General features: G+C 28.0%; 7 protein-coding genes. 2 read left to right on the top strand and 5 right to left on the bottom strand.

All coding sequences use genetic code 11. The annotated features are described in order from the left end of the window. Together A9758_RS07250 and A9758_RS07245 are read left to right on the top strand one after the other, a co-directional pair. Positions 1–537, top strand: a 537-nt coding sequence (locus tag A9758_RS07250) for a DUF2207 family protein (protein WP_233144178.1), incomplete at its 5' end; no start/stop codon positions are given. An 89-nt stretch (positions 538–626) separates the two neighbouring features. Then, positions 627–2,393: a DUF2207 domain-containing protein gene (locus tag A9758_RS07245; RefSeq protein WP_011407132.1), complete on the top strand. Its 1,767-nt coding sequence runs from the start codon at positions 627–629 to the stop codon at positions 2,391–2,393. A 55-nt stretch (positions 2,394–2,448) separates the two neighbouring features. Here the strand turns inward: A9758_RS07245 and amrS are convergent, their stop codons facing one another. The 5 genes from amrS to cfbA (A9758_RS07430) form a co-directional block, all read right to left on the bottom strand. Beyond that, positions 2,449–3,390 carry an AmmeMemoRadiSam system radical SAM enzyme gene (amrS, locus tag A9758_RS07240; protein WP_011407131.1) on the bottom strand — a complete coding sequence of 314 codons (942 nt, stop codon included), beginning with the start codon at positions 3,388–3,390 and terminating at the stop codon, positions 2,449–2,451. Next, complete coding sequence (gene thiL / locus A9758_RS07235; protein ID WP_083757030.1) at positions 3,391–4,401, bottom strand: thiamine-phosphate kinase; 1,011 nt, start codon at positions 4,399–4,401, stop codon at positions 3,391–3,393. 54 nt (positions 4,402–4,455) lie between these two features. Further along, positions 4,456–4,941, bottom strand: coding sequence for a sirohydrochlorin nickelochelatase (cfbA, locus tag A9758_RS07230; protein ID WP_011407129.1), 486 nt, complete (start codon positions 4,939–4,941; stop codon positions 4,456–4,458). Next, positions 4,913–5,311: a Zn-ribbon domain-containing OB-fold protein gene (locus A9758_RS07225; RefSeq protein ID WP_011407128.1), complete on the bottom strand. Its 399-nt coding sequence runs from the start codon at positions 5,309–5,311 to the stop codon at positions 4,913–4,915. The genes cfbA (A9758_RS07230) and A9758_RS07225 overlap by 29 nt, the downstream gene beginning before the upstream one ends. Positions 5,312–5,520: 209 nt before the next feature. After that, positions 5,521–6,253: sirohydrochlorin nickelochelatase (cfbA, locus tag A9758_RS07430; RefSeq protein WP_084759207.1), on the bottom strand; the 733-nt coding region annotated here is incomplete at its 5' end.

Below are 6,253 nucleotides of genomic sequence, written 5' to 3'. Positions count from 1 at the left end.
ATAGATGAAGTATCTTTTAATAAATTTATAAGTAAATGGATGAAAAAATCATATGAATCTATTTATAGAAATAAAATGGATTTTTTCCAAAACACAAGTCAAAAACTATATAAAATATATTCAATAATAACAAGTATTTATGTTATAGGGGCTTTATACTATGTTTTATCATTACAACCGGACGTGCCAACTATAAATTGGGCATTTAGAGCAACAATAATTCTAATTCCTGTTATAATACTAACAGCAGTACTTTCATATAAAGTTCCACGACAATGGACCAACTATGGAATTAAATATTATAATAATTGGAAGAATTTTGAATTATATCTTACAGATTATAATTTAATTAAACAATATCCTCCAGATATGAATCAGATAAATAAGTACATAATATATTCAATAGCATTGGGTGATATAAGAACATTTAATAGGAATATGGAATTATATTTCAAATATAATACTATGGAAAATACTGAATATGGAAAGTACATTAAATTATATTCAATATTGTCTTCTAAATTTAAGAACATATAATTAGAATTCATCTCCTTTATTTTTTTTAGAAATAGATATTACTAACATGTTATAAAAATAAGATTAATTATTTAATATGGGGTATTATCATGATTAAAAAGAGTCATGGAAATCTAAAGAAGTTTACAATAATTCTCTTAGTATTTACACTTCTCATACTTCCATTATCATTTGCTGAAGGTGATTATACTTTACCTAACGTTGAAAAACATATTAATGTTACAGATGATGGAACAACAATTATATCTGAAGATATAACATACTCTATTAGTGGAACAATAAATGGGGTATATAGGGATGTTGGTTTATCAGGTGATCAACGATTAGAAAATATATCAGTTGAAACACCAGGGTATTATAATACATTAGAGGTTATAAATTCTTCTAATAAAGTCAAAATTAAAGTACAATTATATAAAGATGAAGCTAAAACAGAAAAAGTATCTGATGAGGATGTTAGAGTAATATATCATTATAACTTCATAAAAGGAGTTAAAATATACGATGATATAGCTGAATTACAGTATAAATCATGGGGTTCTGACTGGGATAGTGATGTAGATAACTTAGTAACATACATACAAATTCCAGGAAGTCATAATAATATTGAAATGTGGAACAATCCACAATATATTGTAAAAGAATCCACATGGACTTCTGATGATACATTAAAAACACAATTCAAACCACTTAGCAGTGGTCAATTTGCAGAACAAAGAATATTAATGCCAAAAGAGTACTTTAAAAGTACTCAAAATGCTGATGTAATTCATAAGAATGCAAAAGCCCAAATAGAACAAGATCAAAAGGAATATCAGGAAAGTCAAGAAAATCATAATATTTTAATGAAGTTCTTATCTCTCTTTGCAATACTAGGTATATTGTCACCAATACCAATTTATATAAAGTATGGTAGAGAACCAAAAATAGAGTATAATGAAAAATATGAAATGGATTTACCAACAAAACATTCACCAGTCTTTGTTAATACTATTATAGAAGGTGCTATTGATGAGACAGATGAATATGGATTCCAAGCATCATTACTTGATTTAATTGATAAGAAATACTATAAAATAATATCTAGTAATGAGGATGATGTAGTATTAAAACAAAAAGATAAGGATATGAGTCTACTTAAACAATATGAAATAGATATTGTAGATTATCTTTCAAAATTTAAGGATGATGAAGGACATATTTCATTAAGTAGTATGGATTCTGTAGAATTTAGTAAATTTATGGATGCTTGGAAAATAGATGTAAATAAGGAAGTAAATAGCTTAGAAGTACGAAAACTATTTAATAATAGGGGTAATCAGGTTGCATCACTAGTATGTGCACTGCTATTAATTAGTGGTTTGATAATAATAATCTACAGTAGCCTTACAAAGGGTGATTATAATAATATTGCATTAGTTCTAGGTGTTATATTAACGATAGAATCAGCTATAGTATTTGCACTACCTGATACAATATTTGGACAATGGACATCTGAAGGAAAGGAATTCCATGATAAATGGAAAAACTTTGAAAAATATATTAAGGATTATAGTCTCATAAAAGAATATCCTCCAGCATCTATACAAGTATGGGGAAAATATCTTGTCTATGCAACAGCACTTGGTTGTGCAAGTGAAGCAAGTGGAAACATGAAAAAATACTTTAAATACATAAATCTACCAGAAGAACAATACTATGAATCAGATGCAGTATTTTTCTCAATGTATGGAGGAAATATGTTTATGCATTCATTATTACATGATCCTGACACATCAATCACAGATACAGGCTCCTTTGGAGATATTGGTGATGTTGGTGGTGGATTTGGTGGAGGTGGAGGTGGAACATTTTAGATTAAAAAAAATAATCTACATGTTCTTTCCCCATTCTTTTTTTTAAAATAAGATTTTAAATTATAATATCTACTTTATGGTTACAGTTAGGACAAGCACATTTATCCTTTATGTAACTTTTTATACTGTTGCTTCTATCAATTAGTAGATGTCTACAGTTTTTACAATACGTATTGTTCTTGTAGGATACAGGGACATTTCCAGGATAAACATATTTTAATCCAAGATATTGTCCAAGATCACATGCTTTATACACGATATTTGCAGAGGTAGGTTCAAGTGAACTTAGTTTATATTGTGGATAGAATGCTGAGAAATGAAGTGGTATCTTATCAGATAATTTAACTACGAAGTTTATTATCTTTTTCATATCAACAATATTATCATTATATCCTGGTATTAATAAATTGGTAATTTCTGTATGAATATTATTTTTTACATAGAATCTTACAGAATTTAGTACAGGTTCAAGTCGTCCAGAACAAACATTTTTATAAAATGCATCATCTAAACTTTTAATATCAACATTAACAGCATCAACATATTCTAATAAATTATCTAAAGTTTCTTGGGATGTGTATCCATTTGTAACAAGTATTGTTTTAATATCATATTCTTTTGCAAGATGAGATGTATTTATTATCCATTTTGGATGTATTGTTGGTTCATTATATGTCCATGAAATACTTGGAATATCATTATCTATTGCTTTTTGAACTATTTGTTCTGGAGTATATGATTTTGTAGGTACAATTAAAGCATTTTCAGGTCGTGCTATTGTGTGATTTTGACAATTCATACAATTTAAGTTACAACCAACAGTTCCTATGGATAATGTTTTAGTTCCAGGTAAGTAATGATATAATGGTTTTTTTTCTATTGGATCTATTGCAACTGAGGCTGCATCAATTACATTTTCATCATCATATTGGGGGTTTTGTTTACAAATTGTATCTATATCAGATTTACAATAATTTGGACAGATATTGCAGGTCATCTAATTCTCCTTTAAATGTTCATAACCTGTTATTTTCATAGTTTTAACAGATTTTTGACTTATTAATGTAATTTTATCAGAGTTATTTACTTTACCAATAATATGTATATTATTTAATTTATCTTTATATTTCAAGTATTCTTTTTTATCTAATGTTAATAATAGTTCAAATTCCTCTCCAAAATGGAGAAGGTATTCATTTAATGATTTGTTATTTTCAGTAGCTATTTGTGAAATGTGCTTGTTATATGGAAGTTTATCTGCATATATTTCAAATCCAATGTTGGTATTTTTTTCATGTAAATGTCCTAATTCAATAGCAAGTCCGTCAGTTATGTCTGTCATACTAGTGATGAGTGTGGGATGTTCTCTAAGAAATTTAGCAGTTTTTATTGGTAGATTTGGTTCAAGAATACTCTTTATAATCTCTTCATATTCATTAGATAAATCTTTAATTTCATATTTGCTAAGTAAATCTAGTGCTGCAGCAGGCATTCCAAGTTGTCCTGTTATAGCCACCAGATTATCTTCTTGAATATTACTTTGTAATTTAATATTTTTATTTATTTTTCCCGTGGTAGTTGCACTAAGAATAATTTCATCTGACTGATTAAGATCTCCTCCAATAAGAGTTACACCATATTCCTTACATTTATATAAAATACCATCAATTATTTCATCAAATTCATCTATTGTTAATGTGCTAGGAAGTGCCATTGCTATGAGAATAGATACTGGTGTTGCATTCATTGCAAGAATGTCACTAACATTTACTGTTACTATTTTTTCTCCCATCTGAAAATAGGTCATTTGTTTTGGAAAATGAGAATGTTGTATAAGCATATCTGTTGATAAGACAGTATATTTTGAAGTATTTTCTTCTATTGCAGCATCATCATGGTAACTTTTAAGAATTGTATTATCAATATTTCCTAGAGTTTCATCTCTTTTCTTAAGAAGTCTTTGTATTAGTTTTCTTTCGCCTATCTTTGATATTTTCATATTAATCATAATTAAATTTTTAAAATTAGTATTAAAAAAAGGGAGGTTATTTTGTTGTATTGTTTATAAGTATTTATTTACTTTTTCAGATACAATATCAACTATTTTATCATCTGCACCTATTGGTTCGGTGTAAATTATTTCTCCATCAAACTCAACTTTTTCTACTTCACCATGGTGATGGTGGTGATGATGCCCATGTTCATGGTGATGTTCATGTTCGTGATGATGGTGTCCATTAGGTTCTTCTTTTACTTCTGGTTCTAATCCAAGTATTGTTGGTATGTCTCTTTTTGTATGCATTCCATGTGCTAAAAAGATAGGTGTTACTATTATTCTGTTAACTCCTGTTTCTTTAAGTTTGTTAAATGCTGTTGGTATGTTTGGTTCAGCTAATTCCATGAATCCTACTTCTATGTTGTAATCAGGTTTTGTTTGTGCATATTTTTCTGCAATTGCACTTATAACTTCTTTGTTGTATGGTAGTCTACTTCCATGACCTATTAATAATATTCCAGTATCATTCTTTGAGTTTGAATTTGTATCCATATGTTATTACTCCTTCTTTTCCATCTTCTCTTATTTTTCTAAATACTACTTCTACTTCGTCACCAATTTCTATTTCATCGAAGTCGCAATCAACAATTTGTGCTGTTATTTTAGCTCCTTCATCAAGCTCTATTATACCTACAGCATATGGTGAATTATTTTTGAATTCATCAGTAGCAGCATGGATTATTGAGTATGTATAAATTTTACCTGTTCCTTTAAATTGGAGATCTTCAATGCTTCCGTGGCTTCTACAGTTAGGACAAACTACTTGTTTTGGAAAAAATGTTTCTCCACATGTTTTACATTTAGTTCCTATTAAATTATATCTTTGATCGTTATGACGCCATCCTCTTATAATGTCACTCATATATAATCCTCCGTATTGAGTTATGTTTTTTTTATTAATAATTTGAAATTTTCTTTTTATTAATAAACTATTTCTTAGTTATTATATTAAATTAACATCTATTTATTATTAAGTATATTAACTACTTTTATATTATTTAATATATGTAAACTAATTAATACAAATTATGTAATTGGGAGATTATTTTTATAAGTATATTACAGTTTCTATTATAAATATTTATTTACACGATTTTGTATTATTTCCACTATTTTATCATCTGCACCTAATGGTTCAAGATATATTATTTCTCCATCAAATTCAACAACATCACTTGTTGATACGTTAGATACTGGATAGTTTTCAATGGGTTGTGGATTAAGTCCAAGTGCTGTTGGTATATCTAGTTTTGTATGAATTCCATGTGCTAAAAATATTGGAAGAGCAATAACTTTTTTCACATCTTTTTCTTTGAGTTTATTAAATGCTTCTGGAATTGAAGGTTTACTTAATTGCATAAATCCTGTTTCTATAGGATAATCTCCTGAATTTTCAATGTATTTTTCTGCAATAGTTTTAATAACTTCATTATTATATGGAAGATTACTTCCATGTCCTATTAATAGTATTCCAGTATCTTGAGAATCTTTTTCTAGTTTTGAATTGATTTTATTGGAAATTATTTCCACTATTTTATCATCTGCACCTAATGGTTCAAGATATATTATTTCTCCATCAAAGTCCACAGGTTCTGATTTTGCTTCTCTATGATGATGGTGATGACTATGATTATGTTCATGTTGGTGCATGTGTAGTTTTTCTAGGTCTACTTCTGGTTCTAATCCAAGTATTGTTGGTATATCTACTTTTGTATGCATTCCATGTGCTAAAAATACGGGATTTACTATTATCTTATTAACTCCTGTTTCTTTAAGTTTGTTAAATGCTGTTGGTATGTTTGGT

The sequence above is a fragment of the Methanosphaera sp. A6 genome, from assembly GCF_001729395.1.
Taxonomy (GTDB): Archaea; Methanobacteriota; Methanobacteria; order Methanobacteriales; family Methanobacteriaceae; genus Methanosphaera; species Methanosphaera stadtmanae.
This window is presented reverse-complemented; position numbering and strand designations above follow the sequence as displayed.